Genomic DNA, 16,701 nt, shown 5'->3' on the forward strand with positions numbered 1-16,701 from the left:
AAATTAGCAGCTTTACCGGAGCGATTATACATGTCAGATATTATACAACTTTTACCCGATAGCGTTGCCAATCAAATAGCGGCAGGAGAGGTCGTGCAACGACCTGCATCGGCAGTAAAAGAACTATTGGAGAACGCCATAGATGCAGGAGCGAATAAAATTCAACTCATCCTTAAAGATGCCGGAAAGGCATTGATTCAGGTGATTGATAACGGAAGTGGAATGAGTGTAACCGATGCACGGATGTGCTTTGAAAGGCATGCCACTTCGAAAGTAAGGAAAGCCGAAGATTTATTTGCCATCCGGACGATGGGTTTCAGGGGAGAAGCGATGGCTTCTATTGCTGCAATTGCCCAGGTGGAAATGAAAACACGTCGTCATGACGATGAGTTGGCTACCCTCATTGAGATTGAAGGATCTACGTTCATCAAACAGGAACCGGTTGCGGCTTCAGAAGGTACCAGCATTTGCATCAAGAACTTATTTTTTAATACTCCTGCCAGACGTAACTTTTTGAAAAGTAACCCTGCAGAGATGCGGCACGTGCTTGACGAATTTCAACGCGTATCATTGGCACATCCTGAAATTGCTTTCAGTTTACACCACGATGGGGTAGAGATTTACCGTCTTCCTTCGTCGGTATTGAAACAGCGCATTGTCCATCTGTTTGGAAACAATTACAATCAGCGTTTAATACCCGTTGAAGAGGAAACAAGCATCATCAATTTAAAAGGATATATCGGCAAGCCTGAGTTTGCTAAAAAAACGCGTGGCGAACAGTTTTTCTTTGTGAACAACCGTTTCATTAAGGATCCATATCTGAATCATGCGGTAAGTAAAGCCTATGAGGAATTGCTTCAGGACGATCATTTTCCACTTTACGTCTTGTTTATCGACATTGATCCGGCCAATATTGATGTGAATGTACATCCAACCAAAACGGAGATCAAATACCTGGATGAAAAGTCCATTTATGCCATCATCCATTCGGCGGTGAAACGCTCGTTGGGCAGGTTTAACATCAGTCCGACTATTGACTTTGACCAGGAAACTGGCTTTAGTGGTATGATTACCCCTAAAGCACCGGATGAAATTGTGCCACCAAGCATTAGCTTTAATCCTGATTTTAATCCTTTCTCCGGAGATAAGAGTACGTCAAACCGCGCCTCTTATGCGGGCAGTAGCAATTGGGGCGGTGGTATTTCTCCAAGTACCAGAAATTGGGGCTCATTATATGAAATCGCAAATCATCAGGAGCCTGAGCAAACGGCGATAGAGATACCAGGCGAGTTACAAGACGATACTTTTGTACCTGTTCAAAAGCAACTGATGCAGGTGCATAACCGTTATATCATTTCGCAGATTAAGTCTGGATTGATGGTTATTGACCAGCAGGCCGCACATGAACGTATTTTATACGAACGTTTTATTGTACACCTGGAAGATAGAAAGGGTGCGTCGCAGCAAAGCCTGTTCCCGCAAACGGTTACTTTAAGTCCTAATGACTATGAACTGGCTAAAAGTTTGCTGGACGACATTAAAAGCTTAGGTTTTGAAGTGCGCGAGTTTGGGAAAAATACTTTGGTGATCGAAGGGATTCCTGTAGATCTGGGAAGCAGCAATATCAATGAAACCCAGCTGTTTGAACACCTGATTGAAGGTTTTAAAAATTCACAACAAGAATTAAAGCTGGATAAAAGAGATGCCCTGGCCAAAAGTATGGCCCGCAACAGCGCCATAAAAAACGGTACGGTTTTAAGCCAGGAAGAGATGAATACATTGATTGAACAGCTTTTTGCCTGTAAAAGTCCTAATTTTAGTATCAGTGGCAAGCCTGTGGTTCAAACGATTGGATTGACAGAGTTAGATAAAAAATTTGATAAATAGCACGCATGAACCAAATACACATACCTCCGGTAGTTAAAAATCTGCTGATCATTAACGCCCTCTTTTTTGCAGCAAAGTATGTACTGAAAAATGCAAATATCGACCTGGATTATCTGTTGGGTGCATTTTATTTCGATTCGCAGTTTTTTAGGGTATGGCAACCGGTCAGTTACATGTTTATGCATGGTGATTTTATGCACATCCTGTTCAACATGTTCGGTTTGTTCATGTTTGGTGGGGTATTGGAAGCCAGATGGGGCATGAAGCGTTTCCTTAATTTTTACATGATTACCGGATTGGGGGCTGTTGCACTTCAAATGGGTGTTCAGGCTTATGAAGTTTATCACATTACGGGTTCTGTATTTCATAATCCGGTATTTATCGATATTGCAGCCAATCATGTACAATTGCCCCCGGGTTTAACACAGGCCCATCAAAATACTTTAATAGGCATTTACGGCTTTCCGATGATTGGTGCCTCTGGTGCAATATTTGGCCTCCTGGTAGCGTTTGGTATGTTGTATCCAAATACGGAACTGTACCTGATGTTTATTCCGATTCCGGTAAAGGCTAAATTTTTTATTCCGCTATACATTCTTTTTGAGTTGTATATGGGGGTGGCCAACCTGCCGGGTGATTCGGTTGCGCACTATGCGCACCTGGGCGGTGCATTAATTGGCTTCATACTTGTTAAGCTTTGGAAGGATAAAAACAACGATAGATTTTATACATATTATGAATAACAGTCTGCTGAAGGATTTGAAATTTAAGGTTTTCCAGTCGGGCAATCCGGCTTTCTTTTACATAGGCATCAATGTGCTCATTTTTGTGGTGCTCGCACTCATCAATGTCCCGTTTTTTCTTTCCGGAAACGGCGGGTCGACTTACGAAGGTCTGATTAGGGAATATGCGGGTTTTCCTGCCTCTATCGCCAAATTACCTACCAGGTTTTATACCATTTTAACTTACCAGTTTTTTCATGGTGGCATTATGCATGTATTGTTTAACATGCTGTGGTTGTATTGGATGGGTAAAATATTCCTTGACTTTTTAAAGCCCCGGCAGTTTCATTTTGTATACCTGTTCGGCGGTTTTGCTGGGGCTTTGTTGTATTTGCTGGCTTATAATGTATTTCCTGTATTTGAACCATATACGGCAGGTGCCAATATCATTGGTTCTTCTGCTGCGGTTATGGCAATTGTAGTAGCTACAGCTACCTTAGTGCCTGATTATAGCATACGCTTGCTTTTTTTGGGGGATGTGAAGCTGAAATACCTGGCATTGGGTTATATCGTGCTGGATTTAATCGGAATTGCCAGTACCGATGCCGGTGGTAGCTTTGCCCACCTTGGTGGTGCATTATTTGGTTTTCTCTACATCTTTTTGTTAAAAAAAGGAACAGACTGGAGCAAACTTTTTAAACGTAAGCCTAAGCTAAAAGTAGTTAAAAATGATTTTGGTCGTGCTACTGACAGACGGACGGTTGAAAAGGTAAATCAGGATGAGATTGACCGTATTTTAGATAAAATTTCTACATCGGGATATGATAAACTAAGTAAAACGGAAAAGGAAACTTTATTTAAGGCAAGTAAGCATTGATGAAGAAAGATAAGCCTACATTTTTAGACCGATTGGTTCGGACCGGTGCTGTTTTGCTGGCCATTGCCCTGGTGTTGGGTTTTTTAGCCGGAAGGTTTGATCCAAGACACTATCGGTATATCGCCTTTTTTGGCCTGGCTTATCCGTATATCCTGTTTCTCAATATGCTGATGATCTTGTGGTGGTGTCTGCGTAAACGCTGGACTTTCGCCCTTGGTACTGTTGTGCTTATCTTATTGGGATGGCAGGCTTTGACAGCCACTTTTGGACTCATCGGAGAAGCGGGTTTAGGACCTAAAACTGATCCGACCCTGATTAGGATGATGACCTATAATGTGCACAGCTTTAAACCATATGGGCAGGAAAATGTAGAGCCGGTGAAACAAAAAATGTTAAGCCTGATCGAAAATGAGAATCCGGATATCATCTGTTTTCAGGAATATTTCACCCGTCGGAAAGGGACTTTCGACATTACGGATAGCCTGATTCGCATCCTGGGTAAGCCACATTATTATTTTGTGCCTTCTGCTCAGAATGACTATGAGGCTACCGGATTGGCTATTTTTTCCAAGTATCCGATAAAAGATAAAGGAACTATCGTATTTGGTGCCAATTACGGGGGCAATGCGAGTATCTATATTGACATTGTTGTCAACAACAGCAAATTGAGGATTTATAATGTACACCTGCAATCCATATCTTTTGATAAACAGGATTATAGTTACATTGACCAGGTAAAACAAAAAATGGAACCGGAGATTTTACCTTCCAAAAGGATTGTGAGCATGTTGAAAACTGCTTTTTTAAAGCGAAGTGCGCAAGTCGACATTATGAAAGCGCATATGAAAACCTGTGAAACCCCCTTTTTAATTGCAGGTGATTTTAACGATACGCCGGCTTCTTATGCGGTAACGCAGCTCACAAAATCCTTAAACAATACTTTTAAAGAACAGGGAACAGGATTTGGAAAGACCTATAACGGTAAATTTCCTAACTTCCAGATTGACTATATTGCCACCACCAAGGACCTTAAAGTTGTGAATTACCGGGTCATTGAAGCAGAATTGTCAGACCATTTTCCTGTTCGCAGTGATTTGAGATTAAACCCCTAAAATTTTTACCTTTGCACAATGGAAAAAGGCTTACACCTATACAATACCCTTACACGGAAAAAAGAACATTTTGAACCGCTCAACGCTCCTCATGTAGGAATGTACGTTTGCGGACCTACCGTTTACAGTGATGTGCATTTGGGTAATTGTCGTACGTTTATTTCCTTTGACCTGATCTTCAGATACCTCAAATATTCGGGTTATAAAGTGCGTTATGTAAGAAACATTACGGATGCCGGGCATTTGGAAGGTGACCGAGATGAAGGTGATGATAAATTTGCCAAAAGGGCCAAGCTGGAACAATTGGAGCCAATGGAGATTGTACAAAAGTATACCCTGGGCTTTCATGATGTTTTGCGTATGTTCAATACGCTTCCACCGAGCATTGAGCCTACGGCAACCGGACATATCATTGAGCAAATTGAAATGATCAAAGTGATCATTGCCAATGGTTATGCTTATGAGGTGAACGGAACAATTTATTTTGACGTTGAGAAGTATAGCAAGGCTTACAATTATACCATATTGACGAACCGAAACCTGGAGGATATGCTGGCCAATACCCGAGAATTGGGTGGACAGGATGACAAAAGGGGGCGTTTGGATTTTGCGCTTTGGATTAAAGCCAAGCCCGAGACCATTATGCGTTGGCAATCTCCTTGGGGAGAAGGCTTTCCGGGCTGGCACATTGAATGCTCAGCCATGAGTGCTAAATATCTGGGTGAGGAGTTTGACATTCACGGTGGTGGAATGGACCTGGCTGCAACGCACCATACCAATGAAATTGCACAATCCGAAGCTTGCAGTCACAAACAGCCGGCTAAATATTGGATGCATACCAATATGCTGACAGTAAATGGAGCCCGAATGTCTAAGTCTGCAGGTAATGGATTTTTACCAGGTGAACTGTTTACCGGCGACCATCCTTTACTGGACAGAGGGTTTAGCCCGATGACCGTTAAATTTTTCATGTTACAAGCGCATTACAGAAGTACATTGGATTTCTCCAATGAAGCCCTGGATGCCTCTGAAAAGGGTTTCAGAAGGTTGATGAACGCAGTAAGCCTTCTGGATAAATTGGTGCCGTCTACGGATGGTAATGACTTTGATCTAGCTAGCCTTGAGCAAAACTGCATCAAGGCAATGGATGATGACTTCAACAGTCCGGTAGTGATTGCTGAGCTTTTTGAAGCAGCAAGGATCATCAATATCGTTTACGATGGTAAGGCAAAGATTGATGCTGCTGAATTGGAAAAGCTTAAAAAACTGATTCAGGATTTTGTGTTTGATATTTTCGGATTGAAAGACGAAGATGCTTCAAATGTAGAGTTGAACTCGGTACTGGATATGATGATCGATATCCGCAAGGCAGCAAAAGAAAATAAAGACTATGCCACTTCTGATAAAATCAGGATCGGGTTGCAAGGTATGGGCATACAATTGAAAGATAGTAAAGAAGGTACTACCTGGAGTAAGATTTAACACAATTGTTTAATTGTTAATTACTTTTTAAATGCTTAAAACGCTTCAAATATTATCTTAGTGCCGTATTATTTAAATATTATGATGAACAAATTCCTGTATACAATTATTGCTGCTTCATTGACTGTTGGTGCCTACGCTCAAAAATCTGATGGAAGTACCAAATCGTTGGTTAAAGCTGAAAAAGAATTCGCTGAAAGCCTTGCAAAACATGGTGCAAAAACAGCTTACACCACATTTGCTGCTGCGGATGGTTTGGTGTTTAGACCAAACCCGGTAAATGCGAAAACTTTTTATGCCGGACAGCCTGAAAGTAAAGACATCAGCTGGACACCGGCTTATGCCAAAGTATCGAGAAGTGGGGATTGGGGTTTTACAACTGGTCCGTATGAGGTCAAAGGAGCAAAAACATATGGTCAATATTTATCGGTGTGGACTGCAAAAGAAGGTAAATGGGAACTGGCTTTAGATTTAGGTACCACAACCAACAAACCTTTAGCTAAAGTTACGCCGGAATTTATAGAGCCAAAGGATAGCTATAAACCTAAGTTTTTAAACGATAAGCAACGTGCTGCTGGTGCCGATATCATTGCAACAACAGAAAAAACCTTAAATACCCTGCTTAAAACACATGGCATCGCTGCTTTCGCTGGTTTCCTGAATCCGGACGCCAGGGTATTATTTCCAGGCTATGAACCTATTGTAGGTAAAGATAAAGCGATTACCTTTTTTAATGGAATGGTAAGTAAAGTGAACCTGAAAACTACCAAGGTAGGTAAAGCCGATGGTGGCGACCTGGCTTACACTTATGGCGTAGCTACCGTTGATTATAAAGCAGACCTGCGTGAAAGCTTTAATTATGTATTCATTTACGAACGTCAGGCTGATCACAACTGGAATATCATCGTTCAGGCTTTTACACCTGCTGAACGTTAATATCGAAACTCATTTTGCAAAAGGTCTCTTAATTATTTAAGGGACCTTTTTGTTTTAAAGCCCAATAAACCCTTACTTTATGTCGTTATAGCTTACATACATGAATAAATTACTAATCGTTGCCATTATTGCCTTGTCTACGCAAGTACAGGCCCAGAAATTTATGCTTATCGGACACCAGGGTGCAAGGGGTATTATGCCCGAGAATACCATTCCCGGCATGATTAAGGCCTTAGATCTGGAAGTAAATGTATTGGATCTGGACGTAGTCATTTCTAAAGATGAACAGGTTGTGCTTTCGCATGAGCCTTATTTTAACAATGAAATCAGTACCCGGCCTGATGGTAAATCCATTACGTTTAAGGATGAGAAGAAATACAATATGTTCAAAATGAACTATGAGGAGATCAGGAAGTTTGATGTAGGGAATAAAATTCATAACCGTTTTCCCGGACAAATGAAAATGGCGGCTTATAAACCTTTGCTAGCAGAAACGATTGACTCTGTAGAGGCGTATGTGAAGCGGAATAGATTGCCTAAGCCAATCTATAATATTGAAACTGCGCTGATCAGAAAGGGCGATGGCGTATTTCAACCTGATGCTGCTGTGTTTATTGAGAAGATCATGGAAATTGTAACAGAAAAGAAACTGCTCAAGCGCATCATTATACAGTCGCTTGACATGCGTACGCTACAATATTTACATGAAAAATACCCAACAGTTAAAACTGCTTTGATGATTGATGAGAAACAGGATTTTGAAGACAGTATTAAATTGCTAGGCTTTACACCAACCTATTATAGTCCATATTACGTACTGGTAGGAAAAGGGCTGGTAGATCGTTGCCATGAAGCTGGGGTAAAGGTATTGCCATGGACAGTAAATTCAATCAAAGACATGAAATACCTAATCAATCTGGGCGTAGATGGAATTGTAACCGATTACCCAAATTTATATAAGCAGGCTTTAAATTAAAGCCTTTAAAACAGGTCTTTGATAATTTGCTCAATGGATAAGCCTTCGGCTTCAGCACGGTAGTTACGTACGATTCTGTGACGTAAAATGGCTTCTGCAACGGCTTGTACATCCTCAATGTCCGGAGCATATTTGCCAGAGATGGCCGCATGGCACTTGGCTCCAATTACTAAAAATTGTGAAGCTCTCGGTCCGGCGCCCCAGCTGATGTATTTATTGACCGCATCTGTGGCGTAAGGTGTGTTCGGACGGGTTTTACTAGCCAGTTTCACCGCATACTCTACTACATTATCTGTAATGGGAATGTTTCTGATCAGTTTTTGAAAATACTGGATCTGCGCGGCATTGATGATTTTGTTCAGTTGAACGTCGCGGTTGCTGGTGGTGTTTTTAACGATGGTAAGCTCTTCTTCAAAGCTTGGATACCCTAGATGTACGTTGAACATGAAACGGTCCAGTTGCGCCTCTGGAAGCGGATAGGTGCCTTCCTGCTCAATGGGGTTCTGTGTGGCCAGTACAAAGAAAGGATTGGGCAATACATGCCTTAATCCAGCTGCCGTAACGGCTTTCTCCTGCATGGCTTCCAGTAAGGCTGCCTGCGTTTTTGGAGGTGTTCTGTTGATTTCATCAGCCAGGATGATATTGGAGAATATCGGGCCATTGATGAATTTAAAACTCCTGTCTTCACCCAGGATTTCTGCACCAATGATGTCACTGGGCATCAAATCCGGGGTAAACTGTATGCGGTTAAAGTTCAGGTCAAGCACATTGGCTACCGTTTGAACCAACAATGTTTTTGCCAGTCCGGGTACGCCAACCAATAGGCAATGACCGTTACTAAAAATAGAGATTAAAACAGATTTAATCACTTCATCCTGTCCAATAACAACTTTTCCTATTTCAGCTTTGATGCTTTTGTAGGCTTGGTGCAGTGCGTCAACTGCTTTTATATCATTATCAAACTGCATAGTTGCTTATTTTTTAGAAGCCTGAGTCCAGATTTTTAACTCATCGCATTGATCATAATCTTCATCAATACGGATATAGGTGTTGTTTCTTCTCTTCTCAAACCAGTCACTCAAATATTTATTGGTTTTATCTTCCTGTGCACGCTCTTTGAACTTGGCATAATCCTGCTCCAGGTTTCCTTTGTGCGGTGGGATTTTTGCTTTAAGGTACAGAATTTTATAGCCATCTTTTCCACTTTGATCTGTAAACAGTACAGGTTTAGAGATTTCTCCAACCTTCATGGTGTCTACAATTAAAAATACTTTCGGATCTAATTTATCTGCAGGAATGAAAGTTGTTCTGGCCGTTACGTTGTCGGCGTATAACAACATCCCGCCATTGTATTGAGATTCCTTATTGTCAGAATATTCTGAAGCGGCTGTGGAAAAAGGAAGTTTTTTGTCAAAAATGTTCTTGTAAATGGTATCTGCTTTTAATTTGATACGGTCTAAACTCGCCGGTGTAGTTTGTGGTCTGACCAGGATATGACGGGCCTGAACCTGCTCACCGCGACGTTCAATTACCTGCAAAATGTGAAAACCGTGTTCTGTTTCGAATACTGGCGACATTTCACCTGGTTTTAACTTGAAAGCCTGTGCGGTAAATTCTTTTACCATTGCATGGCGGTCAAAGAAACCAAGGTCTCCGCCTTCAGCTGCTGATCCAGGATCTTCTGAATAAGATTTTGCAAGGAAGGCAAAGTCTTCACCGCTTTTCACCCGCAGACGGATGGCATCGATTTTATCATAAAACTTCTGTTTTTCTGCCTTGGTCAGTTTTGGATACATTACAATCTCCCCAATTTCAAACTCGGTAGGGATATCAGGTAAGCTATCTTTCTTATAGCTTTCAAAATATTTTTTTACTTCTAAAGGGGTGATGCTCACATCCTGAGTGATTTTTTGTTGCATTTTATTAGAGATCAGCTGTTCTTTGATGTCTGGTCGGATCTCATCTTTATATTGTAGAACTGAGCGGTTTAAAAATTGCTCCAAACGCTCCTGCCCACCAGCTTTCTGAATCTGGTAACGCATTCTTTTTTCTACTTCTTCATCAACCTGAGAATCATCAACCATCACAGAGTCAATTTCAGCTTGCTGCTTCAATAGTTTTTGAGCGAGCATTTGCTGTAAGATCATGCATTTTATTTTGGGATCGTCAGGATTTCCCTGATTTAAAAATTGTGCATATTGCTGGTTTAAATCAGACAATAGAATAATGTTATTACCCAACACCGCAACAACTTTATCTATGTTTTTTTTCTGTGCCTGTGTATTCAAAAACAAGCAGATTAATCCACTTGCCATTACTAAAAATTTCTTCATTCTATGTTTGTTCAATTGTATTCCTGTTGCAAATTTAATATTATCAATAATTTTTAAGGTAGCCGGCCTTATAACTTTACGAGTTTACGTACCTCTGGCAGATTAACTTTTACCGTATATTTTTTTCTTAATGCCTGTACCCATTCGTTTTCCAGGTACTGTTCATAATCATTCATGACCTGGGTTTTGATGTCTTCGAAAGTTGAGGTATAAGTGTTTTTATTTTTATCATAGAAAGCACGGAGCAGATTTTCGTCGCTTTGCGCTTTGTTCCAGACTTTCATTTCTGAAACATTGAACATCAATGCAGCATCTTTATACTCATTCAGGATCATGTTGTACATCGCATTCGTTTTAGCAACGTGTTTTTGGGCACGCAAAGCGATGTCGTAATTTTTGATCTCGTTGAGATAGGCTGTATCTGTATCCAAATGCATGTCTTTGGCATCAAGTACTTTGAGTTTAAAATTAATATACTGATTTAAATATGTTTCCAAATCCTTATACGCATTCGCGTCGTTCTGATGATTTTTTTTATAAAACCATATAAATTCTTTAGCGCTTAATGGCTTCCCGTTAATCGTTGCCACATTTTGTGCAAATGTATTTGCCGTTATGAAACACAAAATAATAATGCAGTACGTTTTTCTCACAAAAGATATATGGTGTATATTTTTTTAAGGCATAAAAGTAATAAATAAAGGCACTATAATAAGATATTTAACTAATTTTAACAGAAAAAAGATTTCCCATAAAACGATTCTGAATGGATAGTCAACTTACTGCGAATGAAGCAGCCCTGCGTTTGTTTTTTACCGATGATATCTATATTGTGAATGGATCTGATGATCAGATAGATGCGGTAGCTGTGCAGACCAAACCGAGAGCAGAAGCGATTGCATTCAAATTCCTGGGCAGCAACAAACGGAATGTCCTCATCCTGGTAAACGATTCTCAAAACGAAGTCAGTGATGAAAAAGGAAGAGAACTGCTGCGCAAAATAGTAAAATCAGTGAACCTGAGTGCTGCTGATTTTGCTTTGGTTAATTATGCAGCCTACCCTGATGTGAAATTTGAACAGTTTCAGTCTTACTTTTCACCAGCATTGGTGTTTGCTTTTGGCGTTAGCCCCCTGCAACTGGCTTTGCCTGACCAGGCAAGGAATGCTATTGTTCAGCAAGGGCAGGTCAGACTCATCTTCTCAACGGAATTGAAAGCACTTGATCAGGATGCAGCAACCAAAAAAGCTTTATGGGGAAGTCTGCAAAAACTTGGATTGTAATGAAGAAAATAATATTTGCTACCAATAATAAGAACAAAACGGCTGAAGTAATTGCACTGCTTAAAGATCAATATGAGGTGTTAAACCTGGATGATATTGGTTGCACGACAGACATCCCGGAAACGGGGAATTCCTTTGCTGAAAATGCAGCTTTGAAAACTGCTTATGTGTTTGAAAACTACCGGCTGGATTGTTTTGCTGATGACAGTGGTCTTGAAGTGGAGGCCCTGAACAACGAGCCAGGTATTTACTCGGCAAGGTATTCGGGGAAACGTGGCGATCTGGACAATATGAACCTGGTATTGCAAAAAATGGCCGGACAGAAGAATAGAAAAGCACGCTTTAAAACTGTGGTTTCACTGATCAGAGATGGTGAAAACTATCTTTTTGAAGGCGTAATTGAAGGTACAATCAGGGCAGCAGCTTCGGGTGTAAAGGGCTTTGGATATGACCCTATTTTCCAACCAGATGGTTACGACATTACTTTTGCAGAAATGGATATGGCTAAAAAGAACGAAATCAGTCACCGGGCCATCGCCATGAAAAAACTTATTTCTTTTTTAAAGGAACACTAACCGGTTTCAACGAATCCAGTTTGAATTCTTTTTGAAGAAGGGAGTCCATTTTGCTGGCTGCGTTTTTTAAGATCGTACTGTCTTTACCTATGATCGGCACTGCTTTTTTACTGAGGTCCTGGACCGCCTGATTTACTGGTTTTCCTTTGGTATCTATGGGCGGCTTGATTCCAGGTTTCGCACCAACAGCACCTTTTGTCGGCTTGGCTCCGGTCTGACCTGCTTTTTTAGCTGCGACTTTTGGTTTGCCATTGATGACCTCCTTTTTAGACAATGGCCTGAGTTCAGGCCTCCAGGTAAAGCCGGTCAAAAAGACATCCTCTTTTAACTCTACCATAGGTGTTCTTACCCCATCAGGTTCTTTTACGGTTGTGATGGTCTGGATCGCTTTTTCTTTAAATATGATTTTAAGCCTGCTGCTCACCGTCTGGTTCATGTCTGTGTAATCGTGCGTTTTATCGTCCTGATTAAAGTAAATGCTCTCCGCATTCCCATCTACAAACATGTTTTTCATTTTGCCATCCTTGAAAAATACAGTGATGAGCTTACCTTTAATCTGATTGTAACGCGCGGAGTCTGCATTGACATTCACCAGGAATGCATTTTGCAATACCTGCAAAGTGTTCAGTTTTTTGTTTTTAAGTTGCAGGTACAGCGTGTCGCCCGTCTGCTGTGAGCCTTCTGACCATAGGATTGGGTTTTTATACCAACGTAGAGTAGAATCGGCACTGGTGTAAAAAAGTGAATCCGCAACAGCCTGCATGTTAGATTTGTAGACCCTTACTTTGTGGTAGGCTTTAATTACCCGTGTCCTTACCGTATCCTCAGGGTTAAATGGAACACTGTCTTTAAGTGTTGGGTTTTTCGGGTTCAGTTTCCCTTTTAAACTGGTATCGACCTTTCCTTTCAACGCATTTCCTTTTAACAAAGAATCTGGTTTTGCCTTTAACAAACCTTCGGTTTTCCCTTTTAATAAAGGATCAGCCTTTCCTTTTAAAACCGAATCTGCTTTCGCTTTAATGGAAAGAGGCATCGTTTTGATCAGTTTAGGAATCGTATCCTTTGCTTTCTTTAGTAAACTGTCTGTTTTGATCTGGATCGGTATGGAGTCTTTTAACGCCTTCAATGTGCTATCTGGAGGAATGACAGGTTTTCCTTTTGCTGCAATATCTTTTTTCTCGTCTTTGCCGTTCTTTTTCGGCTGTTTTTTATCTGGCTTTTGCTTGCCTGCAGGCTCGGTTGCTACAGTTTTTGTTTTTCCTTCGCCAACTTTCTTTTCCGGTTTTTCTTCTTCGCCAAGTTCATTATCTTTTTTGATGACAGGAGAGGAAATCAACTTTAAGGATTTCTTCAGCACCATTTGCGTTTCCAGCGTATCTGCACCAAGCCAAAGGCTGTCTGGCTGAAGTTTCCCATTAACTTTGATAGAATCTGAAGTCCCCATTCCCATATAGGGGTTCTTGGTAACCAGTGTTCGCTCGTCCTTCTTGTAGTAATAGCCCAATTGTCCGTACAATACTGTTTTATCGGTTGTATCCCTAAATACAATATTTCGTACCGCTTTGCCAATTCCCAGTGCTCCATTGTAATGTAAACTATCACCTTTTAAAGATTTGGTACCGTTGGTATATAGATTTTTTTTGCCAAAAAAGGCAATTTGAGTTTCTGTATTGTAGGCTCCGTTTTCGGTATAGAGGTTATCGTCTTTTCCTTTAATATTGGTTGGGCCGTAAAAATACGTCCATTTGGATTTCGTATTGTACTTCAGGGTATCTGAGGTGATCACACTTTGTGGCGTTACAGCAATTACATCGTATTTAAAGAATGCATCGTTGTCTTTTGAAAAATAGTATCCATTTTTACTTGTTATGGTCACGTCCTTGGTCACAATCTTGCCACCGGTGATGTAAGTCCCAATTTTGGTAGCCATGTTATAATCGAGAATATTGGTGGTTAGCACAGACTCCTTATCGATCATTTTCACGTTTTCGGTCAAATGGGCAATCTTGGTATTTCCATTGTAATTTAAACGCGTGGAATAAATGTTGACCGTATCTCCCTGATTAATGTGTACATTGTTATAGGCGTCAAAAGTGTTTTTTGTTACATAAAATACAGCACTGTCACAAGTTAGAGTTGCATTGTCTTGTCTGAATACCGGGTTCCTAAGGTAAGTGATCGTATTGTTCTTATCTGTTGCATCAGTATTTGTAGCATCAAACTTTTGCACAATAATTTTAGTCTTCTGTTGCGCAAGCGTGGCGAACGGAAATAGAAGTATGATCAGGAAAAAACGTAATTTCTGCACTTTACAAAGTTAATTTTTTGCAGGATGGTTTGTATTCAAATTTCATCTATTTATTTTTTGTGTATTAGTGGCTTATTAACGATATAAAGCCGCCGGTTATTTCAACGAAGTACTTTTTTACTTAGACTGATATTCAGCAGTCGCATGTGTTATTTTTTGTAGATTGTATACAATCAGCTTTAAAACTAATATTTTTGAATTATGTTACTACCCCTTCAAAATTTTAAGACCTTTATAGGTCAGCACGCACTTTTTACCAGCAAAGACAAGGTTTTGCTGGCAGTTAGCGGGGGGAAGGACTCTGTGTTGATGGTACACCTGTTTAAGCTTCTGGGCAACAATTTCGGCATTGCGCATTGTAATTTTAATTTAAGGGCGGAGGAGTCCCAGCGGGATGAAGATTTTGTGAGGGAGCTTGCGCTGAACCTAGGGGTTTCCTTTCATTTCACAAATTTTGATACCCTTGCTTACGCCGCAAGCCATCAGGTTTCTACACAAATGGCCGCCAGAACATTACGTTACGACTGGTTTGAACAAATCAGGCAAGCGGAGGACTATCAGTTAATCGCATTGGCCCAACATCAGGATGATGCCATTGAAACGGTGCTGTTAAATTTAACACGGGGCACTGGCATTGCAGGCTTACACGGTATCCTGCCAAAGCGGGGCCATTTAATCCGGCCACTACTTTTTCTATCCAGAAATGAAATAGAGCAGCTGATTGCTGAACATAACATTGCATATGTAGAAGACAGCTCCAACAGCAGTACTAAATATGCACGTAATAAACTTCGGTTAAAAGTGATTCCACAGCTCAAAGAGCTTAATCCCAATCTGGAACAAACCTTTGCACATAACATCCAGCGCTTTGCTGAAACGGAACAGGTATTACAGAAAGTTGTTGCGGATTTGAGCCTTTCTATGCTAGACAGGAGAAATGATACCCTGCACATCTCTTTGAATAAGATTGAAAAACTGGCGCCTCAAACTTTACTGCTGTTTGAGTTGTTAAAGCCTTTTTCCGCTTCGGAATTTTTAATTGCAGAGATTTTGCAGAGCCTCGGTAAACAGAGCGGAACTTCTTTTTTTAGCCATACCCATCGTTTCACGATCGATCGTTCGGATTTGATTGTGAGTCCATTGTTAACTGCTGCAGGTGAAAATCAGCTGCAGATGATTCATTCTAACGATAGTCGTGTAGCATTTGCCGGGCAAGAAATACAAATTTCAAATGCAGATTGTATTCAGTTTGAAAAGAATGAGGCCAGGGCATATGTAGATACAGCTAAGCTTTTATTTCCCCTGGTATTGAGAAGCCGCCAGCCTGGTGATAAATTCAAACCGATCGGAATGAAGGGCTTCAAAAAGTTAAGTGACTACCTGATTGACGAAAAAATTCCCTTGTCTGTTAAGGATCAGGTTCCGGTACTGATCAATGGAAACGGGGAAATCATCTGGATCGCTGGTTTGCGCCAGGATGAACGCTATCGGATTACTTCTTTAACAAAAACTGTAACGATATTTGAATTGCGTAGTCTACATATTACAATTTCTAAACAATCTTGATGTAATCAATGTGCCAAGGCTATGAAAAAACGACTAACTTTAATGCAAAATTATAATAATGGGTAACCGATACGCATTTTTTGAGAAACAGTACATTGGCCGTGATTATATCAGGATATGTATTCGCCTGATTATGGCTGCCTTTTGTTTTGCGGCTTATGTTTATGAGCGTGACCGGGACAATACGCAGGACTTATTCCTGGTTGTTGGTTTTGGTATCATCGGTGTTTCGATACTTCTGCTCTTTTTGATTCAATACAAAACTACGATTGATAATAAACGCATTATTATTGAAGGCTTATGGTCGGCAAAACGTGTAGAGATCGATTTAAATACCATTACAAAAGTTAGAAAAGACACCTATAGTAATTATCTGTTCAATAATCCGGTTTATAACCTGCACCGCAAAGGCAGTGTGCGCTTCTATTCTTCGGGAAAAGATGCCGTGGTATTGACCGACCGCGATGGCTTTGAATATTACATTGGCACCCAAAGGCCAAATGAGATGTTCTTGGTGATTCAGGCAGAAATGAAAGCCTAGTTAAATAATTGCAATAGTTTAACACAAAGCTCAATTTAAGTAGTGTACTTTGCGTTAACAAAACAAGAAGATTTAACTTCCCGGTTTTTAACCATTAAACAGAT

At 40.6% G+C, this 16,701-nt stretch carries 15 protein-coding genes; 11 read left to right on the forward strand and 4 right to left on the reverse strand.

The genetic code is table 11. From position 1 onward, the window contains the following. Positions 1-30: 30 nt before the first annotated feature. The 7 genes from mutL (at position 31) to IM797_RS07385 (ending at position 7,992) form a co-directional block, all read left to right on the forward strand. Positions 31-1,887: a DNA mismatch repair endonuclease MutL gene (gene mutL, locus IM797_RS07355; protein ID WP_194126460.1), complete on the forward strand. Its 1,857-nt coding sequence runs from the start codon at positions 31-33 to the stop codon at positions 1,885-1,887. Between the two features lie 5 nt (positions 1,888-1,892). Then, on the forward strand, positions 1,893-2,630 hold the full coding sequence (locus IM797_RS07360) for a rhomboid family intramembrane serine protease (protein WP_194126461.1): 738 nt from the start codon (positions 1,893-1,895) through the stop codon (positions 2,628-2,630). Beyond that, the gene (locus IM797_RS07365) at positions 2,623-3,486 is read left to right on the forward strand and encodes a rhomboid family intramembrane serine protease (protein ID WP_194126462.1); all 864 of its coding nucleotides are present in this window, start codon (positions 2,623-2,625) and stop codon (positions 3,484-3,486) included. The genes IM797_RS07360 and IM797_RS07365 overlap by 8 nt, the downstream gene beginning before the upstream one ends. Then, a complete protein-coding gene (locus IM797_RS07370) occupies positions 3,486-4,598 on the forward strand; it encodes an endonuclease/exonuclease/phosphatase family protein (protein ID WP_194126463.1) in 1,113 nt (370 codons plus the stop codon). Before IM797_RS07365 ends, IM797_RS07370 begins: the two co-directional genes overlap by 1 nt. An 18-nt stretch (positions 4,599-4,616) precedes the next feature. Beyond that, positions 4,617-6,080 carry a cysteine--tRNA ligase gene (gene cysS / locus IM797_RS07375; RefSeq protein ID WP_194126464.1) on the forward strand — a complete coding sequence of 488 codons (1,464 nt, stop codon included), beginning with the start codon at positions 4,617-4,619 and terminating at the stop codon, positions 6,078-6,080. Positions 6,081-6,161: 81 nt separating this feature from the next. After that, complete coding sequence (locus tag IM797_RS07380; RefSeq protein ID WP_194126465.1) at positions 6,162-7,016, forward strand: DUF4440 domain-containing protein; 855 nt, start codon at positions 6,162-6,164, stop codon at positions 7,014-7,016. Positions 7,017-7,116: 100 nt separating this feature from the next. Beyond that, positions 7,117-7,992: a glycerophosphodiester phosphodiesterase family protein gene (locus IM797_RS07385; protein WP_194126466.1), complete on the forward strand. Its 876-nt coding sequence runs from the start codon at positions 7,117-7,119 to the stop codon at positions 7,990-7,992. A gap of 5 nt (positions 7,993-7,997) precedes the next feature. Here IM797_RS07385 and IM797_RS07390 read toward each other — a convergent pair whose 3' ends face one another. The 3 genes from IM797_RS07390 to IM797_RS07400 form a co-directional block, all read right to left on the reverse strand. Next, positions 7,998-8,960 (reverse strand): MoxR family ATPase, encoded by a 963-nt coding sequence (locus IM797_RS07390; RefSeq protein ID WP_194126467.1) that lies wholly within the window; start codon positions 8,958-8,960, stop codon positions 7,998-8,000. Positions 8,961-8,966: 6 nt separating this feature from the next. Further along, the gene (locus tag IM797_RS07395; RefSeq protein ID WP_194126468.1) at positions 8,967-10,325 is read right to left on the reverse strand and encodes a peptidylprolyl isomerase; all 1,359 of its coding nucleotides are present in this window, start codon (positions 10,323-10,325) and stop codon (positions 8,967-8,969) included. Between the two features lie 68 nt (positions 10,326-10,393). Next, the gene (locus IM797_RS07400) at positions 10,394-10,915 is read right to left on the reverse strand and encodes a hypothetical protein (RefSeq protein ID WP_370583069.1); all 522 of its coding nucleotides are present in this window, start codon (positions 10,913-10,915) and stop codon (positions 10,394-10,396) included. 176 nt (positions 10,916-11,091) lie between these two features. On the opposite strand from IM797_RS07400, the gene IM797_RS07405 reads away from it, so the two are divergent. Together IM797_RS07405 and rdgB are read left to right on the forward strand one after the other, a co-directional pair. Then, positions 11,092-11,607 carry a hypothetical protein gene (locus IM797_RS07405; protein ID WP_194126470.1) on the forward strand — a complete coding sequence of 172 codons (516 nt, stop codon included), beginning with the start codon at positions 11,092-11,094 and terminating at the stop codon, positions 11,605-11,607. Next, the gene (rdgB, locus tag IM797_RS07410; RefSeq protein ID WP_228098752.1) at positions 11,607-12,182 is read left to right on the forward strand and encodes an RdgB/HAM1 family non-canonical purine NTP pyrophosphatase; all 576 of its coding nucleotides are present in this window, start codon (positions 11,607-11,609) and stop codon (positions 12,180-12,182) included. The genes IM797_RS07405 and rdgB overlap by 1 nt, the downstream gene beginning before the upstream one ends. On the opposite strand, the gene IM797_RS07415 is transcribed toward rdgB, so the two are convergent. Continuing rightward, positions 12,157-14,490 (reverse strand): OstA-like protein, encoded by a 2,334-nt coding sequence (locus IM797_RS07415; protein WP_194126471.1) that lies wholly within the window; start codon positions 14,488-14,490, stop codon positions 12,157-12,159. The two genes, rdgB and IM797_RS07415, sit on opposite strands and share 26 nt — an antisense overlap. A 201-nt stretch (positions 14,491-14,691) precedes the next feature. Between IM797_RS07415 and tilS the strand changes: the two genes are divergently transcribed. Beyond that, positions 14,692-16,056, forward strand: coding sequence for a tRNA lysidine(34) synthetase TilS (tilS, locus tag IM797_RS07420; protein ID WP_194126472.1), 1,365 nt, complete (start codon positions 14,692-14,694; stop codon positions 16,054-16,056). A 58-nt stretch (positions 16,057-16,114) separates the two neighbouring features. Further along, positions 16,115-16,597: a hypothetical protein gene (locus IM797_RS07425; RefSeq protein WP_194126473.1), complete on the forward strand. Its 483-nt coding sequence runs from the start codon at positions 16,115-16,117 to the stop codon at positions 16,595-16,597. The last annotated feature ends 104 nt before the right edge of the window (positions 16,598-16,701 follow it).

Origin of the sequence: Pedobacter sp. MC2016-24, assembly GCF_015223055.1 — a bacterium.
Taxonomy (GTDB): Bacteria; Bacteroidota; Bacteroidia; order Sphingobacteriales; family Sphingobacteriaceae; genus Pedobacter.

What these genes read in the sequence shown, in the direction of transcription:
- mutL (WP_194126460.1), top strand. Translation starts at nt 31, where the DNA reads ATGTCAGATATTATACAACTTTTACCCGATAGCGTTGCCAATCAAATA.
- IM797_RS07360 (WP_194126461.1), top strand. Translation starts at nt 1,893, where the DNA reads ATGAACCAAATACACATACCTCCGGTAGTTAAAAATCTGCTGATCATT.
- IM797_RS07365 (WP_194126462.1), top strand. Translation starts at nt 2,623, where the DNA reads ATGAATAACAGTCTGCTGAAGGATTTGAAATTTAAGGTTTTCCAGTCG.
- IM797_RS07370 (WP_194126463.1), top strand. Translation starts at nt 3,486, where the DNA reads ATGAAGAAAGATAAGCCTACATTTTTAGACCGATTGGTTCGGACCGGT.
- cysS (WP_194126464.1), top strand. Translation starts at nt 4,617, where the DNA reads ATGGAAAAAGGCTTACACCTATACAATACCCTTACACGGAAAAAAGAA.
- IM797_RS07380 (WP_194126465.1), top strand. Translation starts at nt 6,162, where the DNA reads ATGATGAACAAATTCCTGTATACAATTATTGCTGCTTCATTGACTGTT.
- IM797_RS07385 (WP_194126466.1), top strand. Translation starts at nt 7,117, where the DNA reads ATGAATAAATTACTAATCGTTGCCATTATTGCCTTGTCTACGCAAGTA.
- IM797_RS07390 (WP_194126467.1), bottom strand. Translation starts at nt 8,960, where the DNA reads ATGCAGTTTGATAATGATATAAAAGCAGTTGACGCACTGCACCAAGCC.
- IM797_RS07395 (WP_194126468.1), bottom strand. Translation starts at nt 10,325, where the DNA reads ATGAAGAAATTTTTAGTAATGGCAAGTGGATTAATCTGCTTGTTTTTG.
- IM797_RS07405 (WP_194126470.1), top strand. Translation starts at nt 11,092, where the DNA reads ATGGATAGTCAACTTACTGCGAATGAAGCAGCCCTGCGTTTGTTTTTT.
- rdgB (WP_228098752.1), top strand. Translation starts at nt 11,607, where the DNA reads ATGAAGAAAATAATATTTGCTACCAATAATAAGAACAAAACGGCTGAA.
- tilS (WP_194126472.1), top strand. Translation starts at nt 14,692, where the DNA reads ATGTTACTACCCCTTCAAAATTTTAAGACCTTTATAGGTCAGCACGCA.
- IM797_RS07425 (WP_194126473.1), top strand. Translation starts at nt 16,115, where the DNA reads ATGGGTAACCGATACGCATTTTTTGAGAAACAGTACATTGGCCGTGAT.